A 19,014-nucleotide genomic window follows, 5' to 3' on the forward strand; every position below is an offset into this window, starting at 1 on the left:
ACCTTTCCTTACTTTGACAACGCCTTTTTGTGAAAAGTAGGAGGTTTAGGTGACAACAGCATGACGGGAGTTTGGACAATTAATGACAAAGGCCAAATTAAGGTGTGCCCAACGATTTATCTATTGGGCATAACCATAAAAATAGAACATTAAGAAGGGTTTGATGGTTGCGGTTGAGGGGTGTCTATATACCAGACTTTTCTCTTCTTGCGGCAGGCGCGCAAAGAGCCTGTCGTCATGTCACCATCTTTTGTTAGCTCATAGCTCAGTGAGCGGCAAGTATAGTTTCCCGACAGTTCATGCTCTATACTCGTTTTCTCCGTTTTACTCGAGTTAGGCTCTAGTAGAGGGTTAGGCTGAGTAGATAAAATGTCACGATTTATCACATTGCTGCGCGCATAATCCTTATGGACATAACCTTTTATCACTCCTTTCTGTTCAACGAGAAACCAAGGTTGATCAACCACTTTTGCTAGCACATTAAAGACTTCCCCTTTCGATAATACGCCAAGCTTTGCCCCTTCAAGACTCGGTTTGGAGCGTAGGTTTAATGTGGTCTTAGAGCGGTAAGAGACATCCATAAACTCTACTGGGTTTGAGGTATCGACACCTTCAGTGGTTGGTCGGAAAACTTCCGCTTGCTGTTTCTCACTAGGCTGGACACGGATCTTCCACCAAGAATACGTTTCCGGATCTTTACCTTTAAACTTATTTCGGCTGTCAGACTCAAGGGCAACAAGCATCTGATTCAAGAACGATTCGCGTCCTTCATAACTCAAAAATCGATCCATTTGATCATTGATGACCATGACGCTCTGTGAGTGATCATTCATAACAACGGGGGAAGCCACTTCCACATAGGTCTGCGATTGAAACAGCTGACAACCCGACAAGCTGACCAGAGTAAGTACTATGGCTGAACGTCCAAATTGTTTTGTTAACCTCATTCTTTCCCTAACCCTTATATTTCTTTTACCTAGTGCAACTGCACTACTATAAATGGTCATTCAAAACTTTTGCCAAACAATTCGGACCTTTGTGTGACAAGTCGCAATCCCGATGCTTGTTTTGGTAATGAAACGTCGCAAACTTGATGAGAACTTACTTCTTCTAGCACGTTTCTATCGCATCATGTTGTTTCACTTAGTGCATCATTTTTTTCAAGCAAACGAAAAGACTCATCCGATATGAATAAAAAATCGACTTTAGGGTTGACGCGCTTCATGGAGTGCGGTACTAATTTGTTAACTTAATTATGTGGAAAGCTTAACAACTATGTCAGCTCATTTTTCTATCCTGCTTAGCCTCCTCCTGATCGTGACCAGTTCGCGCGGGTAGGCTGTGGAAGAAAAATAACCACACCAATTTCTAAGAACCCGCATGAGAATGCGGGTTTTTTTATATCTAAATACTGGAAGTAAACGATTCACTTGCGCGAAAGTGCAGAAATCAGGAAGGAAGCAAACATGAACGATCAGGTCATTATATTCGACACCACATTGCGTGATGGCGAGCAAGCGTTGTCAGCAAGCTTGACGGTTAAAGAAAAACTGCAGATTGCCTATGCGCTGGAAAGACTCGGCGTTGATGTTATCGAAGCTGGCTTCCCAATCTCTTCACCAGGTGATTTCGAGTCTGTACAAACCATCGCAAAAAACATAAAAAACAGTCGAGTTTGTGCCCTTTCGCGTGCCGTTGCGAAAGACATTGATGCTGCCGCTGAAGCATTAAAAGTGGCTGACCAATTCCGTATCCACACGTTTTTAGCCACTTCCACCATTCACGTAGAAGACAAACTACGCCGCAGCTACGACGATGTACTAGAAATGGCAGTCAACGCCGTTAAACATGCACGTAACTACACTGATGATGTCGAGTTTTCTTGTGAAGATGCTGGTCGTACTCCAATCGACAACCTATGTCGCATGGTAGAAGCCGCCATCAATGCAGGTGCGAGTACAATCAACATTCCAGATACCGTTGGCTACACCGTACCAAGTGAGTTTGGTGGGATTATTGAAACTCTATTTAACCGCGTTCCGAACATTGATAAAGCGATCATCTCCGTTCACTGTCACGACGATTTGGGGATGTCAGTTGCCAACTCTATTGCCGCCGTTCAAGCTGGCGCACGTCAGATAGAAGGCACGATCAATGGCATTGGAGAGCGAGCGGGTAACTGTTCACTTGAAGAGATCGCAATGATCATCAAGACTCGTCAAGAGTTTTTGGGCGTTCACACTGGCATTAAGCATGATGAAATTCACCGCACCAGTAAGTTGGTTAGCCAGCTATGCAATATGCCTATTCAAAGCAACAAAGCAATTGTGGGTGCAAATGCGTTTAGCCACTCTTCAGGCATCCACCAAGATGGCATGTTGAAGAATAAGAATACCTACGAAATCATGACCCCTGAGTCTATTGGCCTAAAAAACCAAGCTCTGAACCTAACCAGCCGCAGCGGTCGCGCTGCCGTGAAGAGCCATATGGATACCATGGGTTACAACGAAGACGAGTACAACCTAGACGCGCTGTATGCGGATTTCTTGAAACTTGCTGATCGCAAAGGCCAAGTGTTCGATTACGACCTAGAAGCCCTAATGCACTTCTCGAACTTGCGTGAAGAAGATGACTTCTACAAATTGAGCTACCTAAGCGTGCAGTCTGGCAGCGTAATGGCTACCACCAGCATCAAAATGCAATGCGGTGATGAAGAAATGTGTGAAGCAGCGGTCGGTAATGGCCCAGTTGATGCGCTATACCAATGTATCTACCGCGTGACAGGCTACGACATCGTTCTGGATAAATTCGACCTAACCGCGAAAGGTGAAGGTGAAGATGGTTTGGGTCAAGCAGACATCATTGCCAACTACAAAGGTCGCAAATACCACGGTACGGGTGTTTCCACCGACATCGTTGAGGCTTCCGGCCAAGCATTATTGCACGTTATTAACAGCATTCATCGTGCAGATAAAATCGAAGAAATGAAGCAGAAAAAGATTGCGACTGTGTAATAACAACCGGGCTACACGGCTCAGGAAAGAACACGCTCGTTGAAATAATTAAGCTCAAAATTAGAAAACTTAAAGGATTAACATGACAGACAAATCGTACAAAATTGCCGTCCTACCCGGTGACGGCATTGGCCCGGAAGTAATGGCGCAGGCACATAAAGTATTGGATGCAATCGAAAAGAAACATGGTATTGCGTTTGAGCGTGACGAGCATGATGTCGGTGGTATCGCGATCGACAATCACGGTTGCCCACTTCCAGAGAGCACAATAAAAGCATGTGAAGAGTCTGATGCAGTCCTATTCGGCTCGGTTGGCGGCCCTAAGTGGGAGCACTTACCACCAAACGACCAACCTGAACGCGGTGCCCTACTGCCGCTACGTAAACACTTCCAACTGTTCTGTAACTTACGTCCAGCGCAAATTCACTCAGGTCTTGAAGCTTTCTCACCGCTACGTGCAGACATCTCGGGTCGCGGCTTTGACATCGTGGTAGTCCGTGAACTGACGGGTGGTATCTACTTCGGCCAACCGAAAGGTCGTGAAGGTGAAGGCGCAACAGAAAAAGCATTTGATACTGAGGTGTACCACCGCTTTGAGATCGAACGTATTGCAAAAATCGCTTTTGAGTCTGCTCGTCTACGTCGCAAGAAAGTGTGCTCTATCGACAAAGCGAACGTTCTACAAAGCTCTATCTTATGGCGTGAAGTAGTCGAAGAAATCGCAAAAGACTACCCAGATGTCGAGTTGTCACACATGTACATTGATAACGCGACTATGCAGCTTATCAAAGACCCTGCTCAGTTCGACGTAATGCTATGTTCAAACATCTTCGGCGACATCATTTCTGATGAATGTGCGATGATCACAGGCTCTATGGGTATGTTGCCATCAGCAAGTCTAAACGAAAGCAAATTCGGTCTGTACGAGCCAGCAGGTGGCAGTGCACCAGATATCGCAGGTAAGAACATCGCTAACCCTGTGGCACAAATCCTGTCTGCGGCACTGATGCTACGTTATAGCCTAGGTGAGGAAACGGCGGCACAAGACATCGAAACGGCAGTTTCAAAAGCGCTATCAGCGGGGGAACTAACGGGTGACCTTGCTGGTGACAACCCAGCACTTTCGACGTCTGAGATGGGCGATAAGATCGCTGAGTACATCTTAAACTCTTAATACAAAACAGATTCATAATAAATACTAAATCCTCGGTCAACCAATGGCTTTCCTCTAAGTCATTGGTGCAATAGCAAGGCAGCAAGTCTATTTATATTAAGGCGTTTAGTTCGCTAAATAACTGGATAAATGGGTGTCGCTAACGCAGTTATTGCGGCAAAGGCGACGAGGAAAGGAAGCAAACAATGGGCAAAACATTATACGAAAAAGTCTACGACGCACACGTTGCCGTCGCAGCAGAAGGGGAAAACCCAATCTTGTACATCGACCGTCACTTGGTACATGAAGTGACGTCTCCGCAAGCATTTGACGGCTTGCGTGAAAAAGGTCGTAAAGTGCGTCAGGTCAGCAAAACTTTTGCCACCATGGACCACAACGTTTCAACAACCACCAAAGACATCAACGCATCCGGTGAGATGGCACGTATCCAGATGGAAACGCTATCGAAAAACTGTGAAGAGTTTGGTGTTACGCTTTACGACATTAACCACAAATACCAAGGTATTGTGCACGTTATGGGCCCAGAGCTTGGTATTACCCTACCGGGAATGACCATTGTTTGTGGTGACTCGCACACGGCTACACACGGTGCGTTCGGTTCTCTCGCTTTTGGTATTGGTACATCTGAAGTTGAGCACGTATTAGCAACTCAAACGCTAAAACAAGCGCGCGCTAAAACGATGAAGATCGAAGTAAAAGGCAAAGTGGCTCCGGGTATCACGGCTAAAGATATCGTGCTAGCCATCATCGGTGAAACCACAGCTGCTGGCGGTACAGGTTACGTAGTTGAATTCTGCGGTGAAGCGATCACAGACCTTTCAATGGAAGGCCGCATGACCGTATGTAACATGGCGATTGAGCTAGGAGCGAAAGCCGGTTTGATTGCACCAGATGAAACCACGTTCGAATACATCAAAGGCCGTAAATTCTCACCTCAAGGTGCGGATTTTGATGCAGCAGTAGAGTACTGGAAGACATTAAAAACTGACGATGATGCTCAGTTTGATGCAGTCGTGACACTAAACGCAGCAGACATTAAACCACAAGTCACTTGGGGTACTAACCCAGGCCAAGTGATCGCGGTAGATCAACCTATCCCAGCACCAGAAAGCTTTGCCGACCCAGTAGAAAAGGCATCGGCAGAAAAAGCATTGGCTTACATGGGCCTAGAGGCAGGCAAGTCATTGTCTGATTACAACGTCGATAAAGTCTTCGTTGGTTCTTGTACTAACTCACGTATCGAAGACATGCGCGCAGCCGCTGAAGTAGCGAAAGGTCGCAAAGTCGCGCCTCACGTTCAAGCGCTGATCGTTCCTGGCTCTGAGCAAGTAAAAGCGCAAGCAGAAGCGGAAGGCTTGGACGTTATCTTTAAAGAAGCGGGCTTTGAGTGGCGCCTGCCAGGTTGCTCGATGTGTCTAGCAATGAACAATGACCGTTTGGGTCCACATGAACGTTGTGCGTCTACTTCAAACCGTAACTTTGAAGGCCGCCAAGGTCGTGATGGCCGTACCCACCTAGTGAGCCCTGCGATGGCAGCGGCAGCAGCAATTGCTGGTCACTTTGTAGATATTCGTGAACTAGACTAAGGAGCAAACCAATGTCAGGCTTTAAACAACACACAGGCTTAGTTGTTCCTCTAGATGCAGCGAACGTTGATACTGATGCCATCATTCCAAAGCAGTTCCTACAAAAGGTCTCTCGCCTAGGCTTCGGTAAGCACCTATTCCATGACTGGCGCTTCCTAGACGATGCTGGCGAACAACCGAACCCAGAGTTCGTGATGAACGCACCTCGCTACCAAGGCGCGTCTATCTTGCTGGCTCGTGAGAACTTCGGCTGTGGCTCATCTCGTGAGCACGCACCGTGGGCGCTAGCGGATTACGGCATCAAAGCGATGATCGCACCAAGCTTTGCCGATATCTTTTACGGCAACTCGATCAACAACCAAATGGTGCCAGTTCGTTTGACTGAACAAGAAGTGGATGAAATCTTCCAGTTTGTTGAGGCAAATGAAGGTGCAGAAGTCGAGGTCGACCTAGAAGCGAATGTCGTTCGTGCCAACGGCAAAGAATATGGTTTTGAAATCGATTCGTTCCGTCGTCACTGCTTACTAAACGGTTTGGACAACATTGGCCTAACCCTTCAGCACGAAGATAAGATTGCCGAGTACGAGGCAAATATCCCGAGCTTCTTGCGTTAAGACGCGTTAGTACATACACAAATCAAGGGCTGGCAATTGTCGGCCCTTTTAATTATTTAGACAACTGATTTTATATCGCTTTGCTTACGGAATACCGAACGCCTCTGTTGAAATTCGTCATCCTGAACAGCGACGAAGGAGTGTGATTCAGGATCGACTGCCAGAGCGCACTGTGCAGATTCATACTGTCTTTACTCAAGAGTTTGTGGGTATTAGATTCCTGATATCGCTTATGCTCCTCGGAATGACGGCGAATAAAGGCCACTGATTACTGAAAGAAAACAAGCACTAAACTGGTCTACACTATCAACAATATCTCATTCAAAGGTATCTCTATGAAGCGTCTGTTATTGCTGTTGTGTGCTCTGGTTTCTTTATCAACATTTGCCGCACCTAAATCCGACTTATGGCCGTATTGGAAACAATCGAATCAGGCTAATCAAAGTCAAATCTCTCATCAAGATTGGCAGCAATTGCTCGATGCTTATTTGGTTGAACAAGGTGAGAATACCTTGTTTCGTTATAGCCAAGTCTCCTCTGTCGATAAAACTAAGCTGAAACAATACATCCAGCGTTTGGCAAAACTAGACCCTCTACAATACAACCAAGCAGAGCAATATGCCTATTGGGTAAACCTTTACAACGCCATCACGGTAGATCTTATTTTGGATAACTATCCAGTCGAATCAATCACCAAGCTAGGTGGTTTATTTAGCTTTGGTCCTTGGGGAGACGATGTGGTCGTGGTCAATGGGAAGGATCTAACTTTAAACGATATTGAACATCGAATTTTGCGTCCAATTTGGAATGACCCAAGAACGCATTACGCGGTTAACTGTGCCAGCCTAGGATGCCCTAATCTGCAATCTCAAGCATTCACTGCTGACAACACGCAAGCTCTACTGGATAGTGCCGCCAAAACATTTATCAACAGCAGCAAAGGCGTATCTATCCAAGGTAACACGGCGCAGCTGTCTTCTATTTATGATTGGTTTGCAGCGGACTTTGGTGGAGAGAAACAAGTTTTCAACCACATCGCAACGTATGCTCCGCAATACAAAAACTTCTCTGGCAAAGTGAAATACGAATACGATTGGGACTTGAATCAAGCCAACTAAACTGGGGGGATGTGAGGTCAATTAGCATTAGGGACATAATAGGCCAAAAGCTAAAGACACCGGCAACTCAAAGACTAAGACATGAAAAAAAGGGCACTGAGTGCCCTTTTTTACATCCAAATGTTTGATAGAAAACGTCCGACTACTTAAAGCCTTTAACCTTCTTAATAAGATCGTAAGCGTTTTGAATCTCTTGAGATTTCTCTTTCGCGACGTTCATCATCTCTGGTGGTAAACCTTTAGCCATCAATTTGTCCGGGTGATGCTCGTTCATCAGTTTACGATAAGCACGCTTAACGGTTTTACTGTCTGCATCTGAAGACACATCCAGAATTTTGTACGCGTCGGCCAACTGATCCGCTTGTGAAGCTTGTTGCCAGCTACCACCTGAAGATTGGCGTTGATGCTGACCATGAAAACCGCCCTGGCTTTGGAAACGAAATGCGGCTTCTTGCATTTGCAAACGACGCTCTAATTGCTCAGAAGAGAAACCCAAACCACGTGCAATCTTGTGTAGTACATTTCGTTCACTCGGGTGGATCGAGCCATCTGCAAAGGCCGCCGAGATTTGCAGCTCTAAGAAAAATTGCAACAAGTCAAAGCGACCAGCTGTCGAAATTTTCACACGAACAAGAACATCTTCTAACGGAAAGTCGCTGTCTTTACCTTCACGAAACGCGTCTTGCGCTGCGCGACGCTGTTCGCCATGCAAATTCATGCGGTCCATCATGGCTGAAGCCAGTTGGATTTCCTCTTTGGTGACTTGGCCTTTCGCTTTTGCCACATGTCCCATTACCGCAAACGCCGCTTTAAAAAACTCTTCTTGGCGCTGAGCTTGACTTGGCCCTTTTCCAAAGCCGCCAGTAGAGAACCCGGCTTGACTCAAGCGACGTGCTTTATCGAATTGATGGCCAATAAATAAGCCAAAGAGTAAACCTAGCGGCCCGCCAAGTAACAAGCCAAAAAAGGCACCCAGAATTTTGCCAAAAATATGCATTATGTGTTCTCTATCAATGAATTTTTATCGACGACGGCGGTCTTATAGTGCCGGATGCAACGATTTCCTTTATGATAATGGAATTAGTTTTATTTCGGCTAGGCCATTTCGCCTGCTTATCTTTGCAGCTATTTTGTCGTCATTATGCCACAGTGAATCAATACGCTGGGATAAATGCGACTATAGTTGATTCATTTGGCTATTACGCTAGGGTACAACAAGCCCTATAGCCATCGAGTAGTAGTGACACAGGAAAGTTCAATTCAATGCAACATTTCTCCCGCACATTTTTAGCGGCCTCTATCAGCACCGCCTTGTTTGTACCCACCACTCAAGCTGAAGCGAATATCCATGATAGTGTGCAGGAAATGCCCGCCACAGATCAATGTTTGGTCGATACAAGTGGCGAGGAGGACGCTCTTAATACCCCAGTAGTGGTAGAGGCTGACACCCTGCAAGCCATCAATGGTGACAAAGCTCAGTACTCAGGTAATGTACAAGTCACCCAAGGCCAGAAGAAAATTACCGCAGATAGCGTAACGCTGCACCAACAAGACAACGTCGTGGTTGCCGAAGGCAACGTGACTTTCAATGACGGCCAAGTCAAAGCTCGATCTGATCGTGTTACTAACGACATTAATCAAGATACGTTTTCACTTGAGAACACCGATTATCAGTTCCTTTGCCAACAAGGCCGAGGCACTGCAGCCTATATCGCCCGCACAGGTCAGTCGGTTTATGAACTCGAAGACGGCTCTATCACATCGTGCCCTCAAGGCGATAATTCATGGCGATTGGTTGCGTCAGGCATCGATGTTGACCAAGATGAAGAGACAGCGACGCTGCACCATCCTCGATTTGAAGTGTTAGATGTGCCTGTTTTCTATGTGCCGTATCTAACCATGCCAATTGGAGATACGCGCAAAACGGGTTTCCTCTTCCCTTCTTTATCGTACGGTTCTAGTGATGGTATGGAAGTCGAGGTGCCATTCTATTGGAACATCGCGCCTCAATATGACATGACACTCACCACGCTCTATATGCAGCAACGTGGTACAAAACTCGATACTGACTTCCGCTACCTAACAGATGGTTGGGGAAATGGAGAAATCAAAGGCGAATACCTCAATAGTGATCGCAAATATCAGGACGAGTCTCGTTGGGGCTACCAAGTTAAACACGACGGTATCATCAATAAACAGTGGATAGTCAAAGTCGATTACTCAAAAGTGAGTGATATTGATTACTTCCTCGATCTCGACTCCAACATTGGTAACCGTGAAGATGGTCAACTGGTTCAAGAAGGACAAGTACAATATCGTTCTGACTTCTGGGATGCCTCGTTAACCGTTCGTGACTTCCAAATCTTATTGAAAGAAGAGAACCGCCCTTATCGCCTGCTTCCTCAGTTAGACTTGAACTACTACACGCCGTTGTGGGGAGATTACCTTAACTTTGACGTGAAGAGCCAAGTCAGCCGCTTCGATACGAGCGATGCTGCGCGACCAAATGCGACCCGTGTTCACATTGAACCAGGGCTTACATTACCGCTCTCAAACTCATGGGCAACGTGGACAACAGAAGCGCGCGTGCTCTCTACGTATTACTCTCAAGACTTAACGGGTTTGACAGATGTAAACTTGCAAAACCAGTTGGATGATGAAGTTTCTCGTGTTATTCCTGAGTTCCGTACGCATGCGCAACTTTACTTAGAACGAGATACAAGCTGGATCAAGGGCTACACCCAAACACTGGAGCCTCAGCTGCAGTACTTGTACGTACCTGAAGAAGATCAAACCAACATCTACAATTACGATACCACCTTGCTACAAACCGACTACTACGGGCTATTCCGCAGTCGTAAGTACAGTGGCATTGATAAAATCGCCTCTGCGAACCAGTTAAGCTACGGTGCGAGTACTCGCTTCTTTGATGATGACTATAAAGAGCGTCTTAACGTTTCATTTGGTCAGATTTACTACTTCGATAAAAAGACCAAACTGAGCAACAGCCCAAATCTTCCGGATGAGACCACCAACTATTCATCATGGGCGATTGAAGCCGATTTCAACTACAACGATTACTTGTTCTATCACGGTGGAATTCAATACGATATCGATTTGAGCTCCATGCAGTTGGCGAACAGTACCTTAGAGTACCAATTTAACGGTGGCTTTATTCAGGGTAACTATCGTTACGTCACGCGTGAATACATCGAAGATACGATCATTCTCGAAAACCTAGACACAATTACTCGTAAAGGCATTTCACAAGCAGGTATTGTAGCGGCCTACGAGTTCAACCCGAACTGGTCTGCAAGTGGTCAATACTACTACGACCTCAATGAAAATGCGGACCTAGAATGGCTAGCGAGCCTGCGTTACCAGTCTGACTGTTGGTACATTGGTGTGACTTACGCCAACCAATTGCTTGGTTGGAAAAACCAAACTATCGGCAGCACTGGGGCATCACCTGAATACGAAAATAACTTTAGCGTTAACTTCGGTATTCAAGGCTTTGCGACCAATCAGCGTGAAGACACTGCAGTCAAAGAACTGGATGGTTCTGACAACGCGATTAAGTACGGCCGCCCATTCTATCTGAACAATTAATCAAAATAGGCGTCTTAAATGAATAAGACGCCTATTCAAAAATACTGACGGAATTTTAAATGAAAATTTGGAAATCAATCTTATTCACGACCCTACTCTCTTGCGGAGCGGTTGCAGCACCAGTAGAGATCGATAAGGTTGCGGTCATCGTGAACGACGGTGTAGTTCTACAAAGCGACATCGAAACAGCGATGAAAACGCTGCAAGCCAACGCACGTCAAAGTGGAAAGAGCTTACCTTCTACCAGCGTGTTAAAAGAACAAGTCGTTGAAAAACTTATCATTGATACGTTGCAAGGCCAAGAAGCAGACCGTATTGGTGTGCGTATTGACGACAACCGTTTAAACCAAGCGATTGCAGAGATCGCACGTAATAATGAGCAATCGGTAGAACAACTCGCTGCTTCTGTAGAAAGTGAAGGTTTAAGTTACCCAGAATTCCGCGAACAAATTCGTAAGGAAATCGCCGCATCAGAAGCCCGCAATGCACTGGTTCGTCGCCGTATTAATATCCTTCCAGCAGAGGTCGATAGCCTTGCGGAACAACTATCACAAGAAACCAATGCGACTGTTCAATACAAAATTGGACACATTCAACTGCGCTTCTCTGACGATAAAGAAAAATCTGCTGTAGAAGCAGAAGCTAAAGCGCTCGCGAAAAAGCTAAACGAAGGTGCAGACTTTACGGAGATGGCCTACACCTACTCAAAAGGTCCTAAAGCTTTACAAGGTGGTGACTGGGGCTGGATGCGTAAAGAAGAGATGCCGACCATCTTTGCTGATCAGATCAAGATGCAAAACAAAGGCAGCATTATTGGTCCTTTCCGTAGTGGCGTTGGTTTCCACATCCTAAAAATAGAGGATGTCAAAGGCCTAGAAACGGTTGCGGTAACGGAAGTAAATGCGCGTCATATTTTGATTAAACCAACCGTGATTCTGAGCGACGAAGGGGCGAAGAAGCAACTGAATGAATTTGTACGCCGCATCAAAGCCGGTGAAGCAACGTTCGCTCAATTGGCAACACAATACAGTCAAGATCCTGGCTCGGCAGCACAAGACGGTGAACTAGGTTATCAAACACCAGATCTTTACGTGCCAGAATTCAAGCACCAAGTAGAAACTCTGCCAGTTGGCTCAATGAGCGAACCGTTCAAAACCGTTCACGGCTGGCATATCGTTGAAGTGTTGGATCGTCGCCAAGTTGACCGTACTGACTCAGCGATGAAGAACAAAGCTTACCGTATTCTATTTAACCGTAAATTTAATGAAGAAGCGGGCGCATGGATGCAAGAGCTACGCGCAAGTGCGTTTGTTGAAATCGTGGATGACAACAATGACAACTAATACAATTCGTAGAATTGTCGTAACCGCAGGGGAACCTGCGGGTATCGGCCCAGACTTAGTGCTTGCCCTATCGAAAGAAGATTGGGCGCACCAAATTGTCGTCTGTGCCGATAAGAATATGCTGACGGAGCGAGCCAAGCAGCTTGGCATCGAAGTCCAACTGTCTGATTACAATCCAGAAGAAGCACCTAAAGCACAAAAAGCGGGCACGCTTATCGTTGACCATATCCAAATATCGGAACCTGCGGTCGCAGGCGAGCTCAATGAAGCGAATGGCCACTATGTACTAAAAACGCTAGAAAGAGCGGCTTTAGGCTGTATGAATGATGAATTTGATGCTATTGTCACCGGCCCTGTTCATAAGGGGGTGATTAATCGCGCAGGTGTTGCATTCAGTGGTCATACTGAATTTTTCGCCGAGAAGTCACAAACGCCGCTAGTCGTAATGATGCTAGCAACGGAAGGACTACGCGTGGCGCTGGTTACAACACATATTCCTTTAGCTTATGTGTCCAAAGCTGTCACCGAAGAGCGATTAGAAAAAATCATCGATATTCTTCATAAAGACCTTGTAGAAAAGTTTGCTATCGCACAACCAAACATCTACGTTTGCGGGCTTAACCCTCATGCTGGCGAAGATGGCTGCTTAGGTCGTGAAGAGATCGAGACCATCACTCCGACACTGGAAAAAATTCGACAAGAAAAAGGTATCAACCTGATCGGCCCTCTGCCGGCTGATACCATTTTCAATGAAAAATATTTAAATGATGCTGATGCTGTTTTAGGCATGTACCATGATCAAGTATTGCCAGTATTAAAATACAAAGGCTTTGGTCGTTCAGTAAATATTACTCTTGGTCTACCTTTTATTAGAACATCGGTGGACCACGGTACTGCATTAGATCTGGCAGGGACAGGTCAAGCGGATACAGGGAGTTTCCGAACAGCGCTCACGCATGCGATAGATTTGGTAGAGAAGAAACAATGAGAAATGATGTCCATTTAGGACACAAAGCGCGTAAACGTTTTGGTCAAAACTTCCTGAACGATCCATACATTATTGATGGAATCGTATCAGCGATTAACCCAAAACCAGGTCAAAACCTGGTTGAAATCGGTCCTGGTCTTGGTGCAATCACTGAGCCAGTAGGTCGTGAAGTAGATAAGTTCACAGTTATCGAATTAGACCGCGATCTGGCGGAACGCCTACGTACTCACCCTGAACTGGCAGATAAGTTGACCATCCATGAGGGTGACGCTATGCGTTTTGACTTCACTCAACTAGTGAAGCCAAACAACAAGCTGCGCATTTTTGGTAACTTGCCATACAACATCTCTACACCATTGATGTTCCACCTTTTTGAGTTCCATAAAGACATTCAAGACATGCACTTTATGCTGCAAAAAGAAGTGGTAAACCGCTTAGCCGCCGGCCCTGGCAGCAAAGCTTACGGCCGCTTAACGGTAATGGCTCAGTACTACTGTAAAGTGGTACCAGTACTGGAAGTACCGCCAACGGCATTCGTTCCACCACCGAAAGTGGACTCTGCCGTTGTTCGTTTAGTGCCTTACGAAGAGCTGCCATGCCCGGCGAAAGATCTGCGTTTGCTCGATCGCGTTTGTCGTGAAGGCTTTAACCAACGTCGTAAAACCGTTCGTAACTGCTACAAATCGTTGTTAAGCACAGAAGTACTAGAAGAGCTAGGTGTTAATCCAAGCATGCGTCCAGAGAACCTGACGCTAGAACAATTCGTCGCAATGGCGAACTGGCTTGCGGATAACCCGCAGCACTAAGAACTCAAACAATGAGCCAAACCCTTGTAGGTTTGGCTTATTATTATTGGGATATTACGTTTCTGAGGAGTGCACATGGACGTCATTCAACCTTGCATCAAAATTCAAGTTCACACCAAATACATCGAAGAACAGTCCAACCCAGAGCTACAACGCTACGTTTTCGCTTATATCATCACCATCAAAAACCTTAGCCAACAAACCGTACAGTTAGTGAGCCGCCGCTGGCTAATCACAGACTCGAATGGCAAGCAAATGACGGTTGAAGGTGACGGAGTGGTAGGCCAGCAGCCCTTTATTCCAAGCAATGATGAATACACGTACAGTAGCGGAACCGCGTTAGAAACCCCTGTCGGCGTTATGCAAGGACACTACAAAATGCTGGATGAGAAAGGGCAAGAGTTCATCACCGAAATCGAACCATTTCGCTTGGCTGTTCCAAATGTTTTAAATTAGTAAATTGGAGATTCAGTGGCTACCTATATTGTTGGTGACATCCAAGGCTGTTTTGATGAATTGCAGCGATTACTAGAAAAAGTATCTTTCTCTGCGAAAAAAGACCAACTTTGGCTTGCTGGTGATTTGGTCGCCAGAGGGCCTAAATCACTAGAAACGTTACGCTTTGTGAAGTCACTTGGCGCAAGCGCAATCGTGGTGCTTGGTAATCACGACCTTCACCTTCTCGCAGTGGCTCACGGGATAAAAAAGGTCAAAGACAAAGATAGAACCGCACCTATTTTCACGGCCCCTGACAAAGAGGAACTACTGACATGGCTAGCTCAGCAACCTCTAATGGCCGAGCATGACGAGTTCGTGATGTGTCACGCTGGCATATCACCGCAGTGGAATCTAAAAACAGCGAGAAAGTGTGCCCGTGAAGTTGAGCGCATCATCCAAAGTGAAGAGCTGCCTTGGCTATTAAAAAACATGTACAGCAATCAACCTGATTCCTGGGATGACTCTCTACAGGGTTTGGACCGATACCGTTATATTATCAATGCTTTTACGCGGATGCGCTTTTGTTTCCCTGATGGTCGTTTGGATATGGATTGTAAATTGCCACCGCAACAAGTTTCCGGTAACGAACTTATTCCATGGTTTGATGTGCCTAAACGTATCCACTTAAACAAAGCGGTGCTCTTTGGGCACTGGGCTGCACTACAAGGCTATATGAACAACGAAGTCATCGGGCTAGATACTGGCTGCGTTTGGGGCGGAAGCCTAACCATGATCCGTTGGGAAGATAAGAAAATTTTTACTCAGGATGCGTTAAGTTAAACACTGAATAACAGTCGATAATCCATAGTAGGAAGAATACTTGTCACTTAACACCTCCTGTAGGGTCATTCCAACGAGCCTTAACGAGACTAGGAATCTAATATCCTCGCGCTGCGAATAGATAGAAATACCTTTGACAACAAAGTACTCGTATAGAGGCTCCTGAATCTCGCTCTTTCGTCGCTTTTCAGGATGACGGTAGGTTGGAATGTCCGCTCGCTGTTATACGAACGGCATTACCGTATTAACTACGCGGTGTTAATCTCGAATTACTTTTCTAACACAGTAAAGCGCATGTTGTAGGCGTTCTTCTCATCGGCTTGATACATTTCTGAGTAAGTTTCCTTAAATTGATCTCCCCAGTCTGGGAACTGAGTATCACCATCAATCGCGGCTTCAATGTGTGTTACATACAGTTTATTGGCCATCGGCAGACAAGATGCGTAAATCGCACCACCACCAATGATCATCACTTCTTCCACGTCACCAGCCACGTCCAAAGCTTGCTCAATCGATGTTACGGTAGTGACGCCTTCGATCTTTAGTGTCTCATCACGGCTGATAACAATATTCAAGCGACCAGGTAAAGGGCGACCAATAGACTCATAGGTTTTGCGTCCCATCAAAACCGGTTTTCCCATGGTACAACGCTTAAACCAAGCGAAATCGGCGGGAAGATGCCAAGGCATTTGATTGTCTTTGCCAATGATGCGATTGTCGGCCATCGCGGCAATCATACTAATGATCATGTTAGGTCCTTATACAATTGGTCTGCGGCGATAGAATAACAGCCCTGGAACCGCAAGACCAACAGCTAAACCTGCAATAATAAACATGGCCTTAAGAAAGTTTTCCATACAGGTTGCGACAAGCTCGGGTGAGTAGCCAACATGATTGATCTCTACCATAGCGATCATTGCTTTGTACGCAAACACACCCGGCACCATCGGGATCAAAGCAGCCACAGTAAACACTTTTGGATGCGCGAGAAAACGGTGAGACCAGTACACACCAATCATCCCAACTAACGTCGCGGCAAAAAAGGTTGCCCACTCAATAGGAATGCCAAACTGCATCATCAAGTAGCGGCTACCATGACCAATCGCACCACCAACAGCGCAATACACTAAAGCTCTTTGTGGCACGTTAAAAACCAATGCAAATCCTACGGCGGGAATCGCCGCAAAAAACATGTCATTCAACAGGCCAAACATCAAATCAAATAAACTCATTAGATAGCCCACCCCCAAATTCCAGTTACACTCATCGCAGCAACGATCCCCAAACATGTCGCCAACGTTAGTAAACTAGCCATCACAAATCGAGCAATCCCCATATTAATGTGGCCTTTCAACATATCTGCGACAGAGTTAATGAGTGGGAAACCAGGTACAAGCATTAATACTGACGATGCCATTGCTACGGTAGGTAGATTACCGATTTGGTAAATTTCCGCCTGTGCTGAAATTAAGGTAGTCACAAAAGCGGTCGCAGCAAAGTTCAATAGAGGGTTGAAATGACGATGACCAATTTCTTGGCGAACGATCATGCCACCAGCTGAAGCTAAAAAGGTCATGATGAAGACTCCCCAATCACCACCAGCTAGATGACTGAATGCCGCACAAGACAAGCCAATCATAAACACCACCAACCAGCGGTTATAACGCTCTGGACTGATAGCGTTCAGCTTTTTCTGCGCCATGGTTGCATCGAGCAAACCACGTTCCATCATGATACAGATTCGTTGAATTTGCGTAATAACGCGCATATTGATGCCACGATCAGCGCAGCTTCGGGTGGTGGTGATGCAATGCCCATCCATTACCGTCGTCACAACCAATGCATTAGCTGATAGTGCTACCGCAACTTCATTCACCCCACAAGCAAGGCCAATACGACGCATAATATCGCTCACAAGAGTACTTTCAGCACCATGAGCAAGTAGCATTTGTCCGGCTTGGGCGACAAGACGAGAAATCGATCGTTGAGTAGATACCGCCAACTCTCTAGGCGGTATGGTTTCTAGAGTCATAAATAAGTCTAATTCCTTTTAGGGTGTTACTCATTCATACGCGCGAGGGCCAAACTAACCCTCAAAAAACACGACGTATCGGTTATTGTGCCGTAAATCACATCACCTAAATATGATTTAGATACAAAAAAAGCCGCAATAAATAATTGCGGCTTAATGAATTATAGGCAAACAGGCATTGTTTGACCGTTCTGATTAGTCACGAACGTAGACAACGTGACCGTCATCTTCTTCATCGTCCCAGTCATCCCAATCGTCGTCGTCATCTTCAGTGATAACGTCTTTACCCGCCATCGCATCTTTATGGTAATCATCCCACATGAAGTTAACTTTATCTTCTTCAGCCACTTCTTCCTCTTCGCGAGGTAGGTTATCCATAAAGTCAGCCAGTTTGTAACAAAGCTCTTTAGTACCGTTACGATTGATCGCCGAGATCTTAAAGTACTCGTCTTCCCAACCTAGTGCGTCTAAGATTTCTTGGATCTTCTCATTCGCTTCTTCTTCAGGCATTAGATCAACTTTGTTGAACACTAACCAGCGCGGCTTACTTGCCAGTTTCTCGCTGTATTGTTCTAGTTCATCAATGATCGTCAATGCATTTTGCACCGGATCGGACTGATCAATTGGCATAATATCGATCATGTGCAGCAACACTCGACAACGCTCTAAGTGCTTCAAGAATCGAATACCAAGGCCAGCGCCATCTGCTGCACCCTCGATCAAACCAGGGATGTCTGCAACAACAAAACTTTTCTCTGGTACGACACTTACGACACCCAAGCTTGGGATCAAAGTCGTGAATGGGTAATCAGCGACTTTCGGTTTTGCTGCTGATACTGCGCGGATAAAGGTTGATTTACCGGCATTAGGTAGACCAAGCATACCCACATCAGCAAGAAGCAATAGCTCAAGGCGAATTTCGCGTACTTCACCTTTTGTACCCAATGTTCTCTGACGAGGCGCGCGGTTTACTGAAGATTTGAAACGCGTGTTACCTAGACCGTGCCAACCGCCTTTTGCGATCATCACTTTCTTACCGTGTTCAGCAACTTCCGCCACGATTTCATTTGTGTGGATATCCACAGCGCGCGTACCCACAGGTACACGAAGAACGATGTCTTTACCACGCTTACCTGTACAGTTACCACCGCGACCGTTTTCACCACGCTCAGCTTCGTAGAAGCGCTGGAAACGGTAATCAATCAGGGTATTTAGGTTTTCATCGGCTTGGATATAAACATCACCACCGTCACCGCCATCACCGCCATCAGGGCCACCTTTAGTGATGAATTTTTCACGCCAGAAACTGACAACGCCACTACCGCCATCACCAGCCTGAACTTTTACTACCGCTTCATCTACGAACTTCATCTTTTACTCCGACTACTTCGTGCGTGGATTAAATCTTACTATGTCATCCGACAATTTTAGCAGATGACAGATCTAAGCTCC

Annotated in this window: 17 protein-coding genes; 11 read left to right on the forward strand and 6 right to left on the reverse strand. The window is 45.9% G+C overall.

Going from position 1 to position 19,014, the window contains the following annotated elements:
• Window positions 1-149: 149 nt before the first annotated feature.
• Window positions 150-947, reverse strand: coding sequence for an SH3 domain-containing protein (locus tag R8O70_RS03530; RefSeq protein WP_025768373.1), 798 nt, complete (start codon window positions 945-947; stop codon window positions 150-152).
• Window positions 948-1,466: 519 nt separating this feature from the next.
• Between R8O70_RS03530 and leuA the strand changes: the two genes are divergently transcribed.
• From leuA to R8O70_RS03555, 5 genes are all read left to right on the forward strand, one after another.
• A complete protein-coding gene (gene leuA / locus R8O70_RS03535; protein ID WP_005379685.1) occupies window positions 1,467-3,014 on the forward strand; it encodes a 2-isopropylmalate synthase in 1,548 nt (515 codons plus the stop codon).
• An 82-nt stretch (window positions 3,015-3,096) separates the two neighbouring features.
• The gene (leuB, locus tag R8O70_RS03540) at window positions 3,097-4,188 is read left to right on the forward strand and encodes a 3-isopropylmalate dehydrogenase (RefSeq protein ID WP_005383068.1); all 1,092 of its coding nucleotides are present in this window, start codon (window positions 3,097-3,099) and stop codon (window positions 4,186-4,188) included.
• A 185-nt stretch (window positions 4,189-4,373) separates the two neighbouring features.
• On the forward strand, window positions 4,374-5,774 hold the full coding sequence (leuC, locus tag R8O70_RS03545) for a 3-isopropylmalate dehydratase large subunit (RefSeq protein ID WP_005379681.1): 1,401 nt from the start codon (window positions 4,374-4,376) through the stop codon (window positions 5,772-5,774).
• 11 nt (window positions 5,775-5,785) lie between these two features.
• Window positions 5,786-6,388 (forward strand): 3-isopropylmalate dehydratase small subunit, encoded by a 603-nt coding sequence (leuD, locus tag R8O70_RS03550; protein ID WP_005383071.1) that lies wholly within the window; start codon window positions 5,786-5,788, stop codon window positions 6,386-6,388.
• Between the two features lie 335 nt (window positions 6,389-6,723).
• Window positions 6,724-7,506 (forward strand): DUF547 domain-containing protein, encoded by a 783-nt coding sequence (locus R8O70_RS03555; protein ID WP_033906032.1) that lies wholly within the window; start codon window positions 6,724-6,726, stop codon window positions 7,504-7,506.
• 142 nt (window positions 7,507-7,648) lie between these two features.
• Here the strand turns inward: R8O70_RS03555 and djlA are convergent, their stop codons facing one another.
• Window positions 7,649-8,503, reverse strand: a complete 855-nt coding sequence (gene djlA, locus R8O70_RS03560; RefSeq protein ID WP_033906031.1) for a co-chaperone DjlA — start codon at window positions 8,501-8,503, stop codon at window positions 7,649-7,651.
• 266 nt (window positions 8,504-8,769) lie between these two features.
• Between djlA and lptD the strand changes: the two genes are divergently transcribed.
• The 6 genes from lptD (at window position 8,770) to apaH (ending at window position 15,530) form a co-directional block, all read left to right on the forward strand.
• Window positions 8,770-11,115 (forward strand): LPS assembly protein LptD, encoded by a 2,346-nt coding sequence (lptD, locus tag R8O70_RS03565; RefSeq protein ID WP_033906028.1) that lies wholly within the window; start codon window positions 8,770-8,772, stop codon window positions 11,113-11,115.
• A 59-nt stretch (window positions 11,116-11,174) separates the two neighbouring features.
• Window positions 11,175-12,458 carry a peptidylprolyl isomerase SurA gene (gene surA / locus R8O70_RS03570; RefSeq protein ID WP_258624973.1) on the forward strand — a complete coding sequence of 428 codons (1,284 nt, stop codon included), beginning with the start codon at window positions 11,175-11,177 and terminating at the stop codon, window positions 12,456-12,458.
• On the forward strand, window positions 12,448-13,446 hold the full coding sequence (pdxA, locus tag R8O70_RS03575) for a 4-hydroxythreonine-4-phosphate dehydrogenase PdxA (RefSeq protein WP_005383085.1): 999 nt from the start codon (window positions 12,448-12,450) through the stop codon (window positions 13,444-13,446). The genes surA and pdxA overlap by 11 nt, the downstream gene beginning before the upstream one ends.
• Window positions 13,443-14,252 (forward strand): 16S rRNA (adenine(1518)-N(6)/adenine(1519)-N(6))-dimethyltransferase RsmA, encoded by an 810-nt coding sequence (gene rsmA, locus R8O70_RS03580; protein ID WP_005379669.1) that lies wholly within the window; start codon window positions 13,443-13,445, stop codon window positions 14,250-14,252. Before pdxA ends, rsmA begins: the two co-directional genes overlap by 4 nt.
• 75 nt (window positions 14,253-14,327) lie before the next feature.
• On the forward strand, window positions 14,328-14,708 hold the full coding sequence (gene apaG, locus R8O70_RS03585; RefSeq protein WP_005379668.1) for a Co2+/Mg2+ efflux protein ApaG: 381 nt from the start codon (window positions 14,328-14,330) through the stop codon (window positions 14,706-14,708).
• Between the two features lie 15 nt (window positions 14,709-14,723).
• Window positions 14,724-15,530 (forward strand): bis(5'-nucleosyl)-tetraphosphatase (symmetrical) ApaH, encoded by an 807-nt coding sequence (apaH, locus tag R8O70_RS03590; RefSeq protein WP_042522430.1) that lies wholly within the window; start codon window positions 14,724-14,726, stop codon window positions 15,528-15,530.
• Window positions 15,531-15,799: 269 nt separating this feature from the next.
• On the opposite strand, the gene folA is transcribed toward apaH, so the two are convergent.
• The 4 genes from folA to cgtA form a co-directional block, all read right to left on the reverse strand.
• Entirely contained in the window at window positions 15,800-16,279 is a 480-nt protein-coding gene (folA, locus tag R8O70_RS03595) for a type 3 dihydrofolate reductase (RefSeq protein WP_017820272.1), read from the reverse strand.
• A 9-nt stretch (window positions 16,280-16,288) separates the two neighbouring features.
• Window positions 16,289-16,762 (reverse strand): threonine/serine exporter family protein, encoded by a 474-nt coding sequence (locus R8O70_RS03600; protein ID WP_005379665.1) that lies wholly within the window; start codon window positions 16,760-16,762, stop codon window positions 16,289-16,291.
• Window positions 16,762-17,562, reverse strand: coding sequence for a threonine/serine exporter family protein (locus tag R8O70_RS03605; RefSeq protein WP_005383089.1), 801 nt, complete (start codon window positions 17,560-17,562; stop codon window positions 16,762-16,764). Before R8O70_RS03605 ends, R8O70_RS03600 begins: the two co-directional genes overlap by 1 nt.
• Before the next feature lie 195 nt (window positions 17,563-17,757).
• Complete coding sequence (gene cgtA, locus R8O70_RS03610) at window positions 17,758-18,933, reverse strand: Obg family GTPase CgtA (protein ID WP_005383091.1); 1,176 nt, start codon at window positions 18,931-18,933, stop codon at window positions 17,758-17,760.
• Window positions 18,934-19,014 lie beyond the last annotated feature (81 nt).

The sequence above is a fragment of the Vibrio sp. 779(2023) genome, from assembly GCF_033344285.1.
Lineage (GTDB): Bacteria > Pseudomonadota > Gammaproteobacteria > Enterobacterales > Vibrionaceae > Vibrio > Vibrio alginolyticus.